Annotated in this window: 1 rRNA gene; it reads left to right on the plus strand. The window is 53.2% G+C overall.

The window, feature by feature from the left end:
- Positions 1–267, plus strand: a 23S ribosomal RNA gene (locus NA389_RS21990); the annotation flags it as partial.

Here is a 267-nt window from a genome sequence, read left to right on the forward strand (position 1 = left end):
TGAGGGAAAGGCGAAAAGAACCCCGGCGAGGGGAGTGAAAAAGAACCTGAAACCGTGTACGTACAAGCAGTGGGAGCCCCACCACTAAGCCAGTGGTGAACTCCACATACGCATCCTTTGCTGAGGATGCGGTTAACGGAGCGAAAGCGACGTTCAACCGCAAAAGAAGCAGAGGGGGCTTAGTGGTGGGGTGACTGCGTACCTTTTGTATAATGGGTCAGCGACTTATATTCTGTAGCAAGGTTAACCGTATAGGGGAGCCGGAGG

The organism is Salmonella sp. NW645, assembly GCF_051703725.1.
Taxonomy (GTDB): Bacteria; Pseudomonadota; Gammaproteobacteria; order Enterobacterales; family Enterobacteriaceae; genus Salmonella; species Salmonella enterica.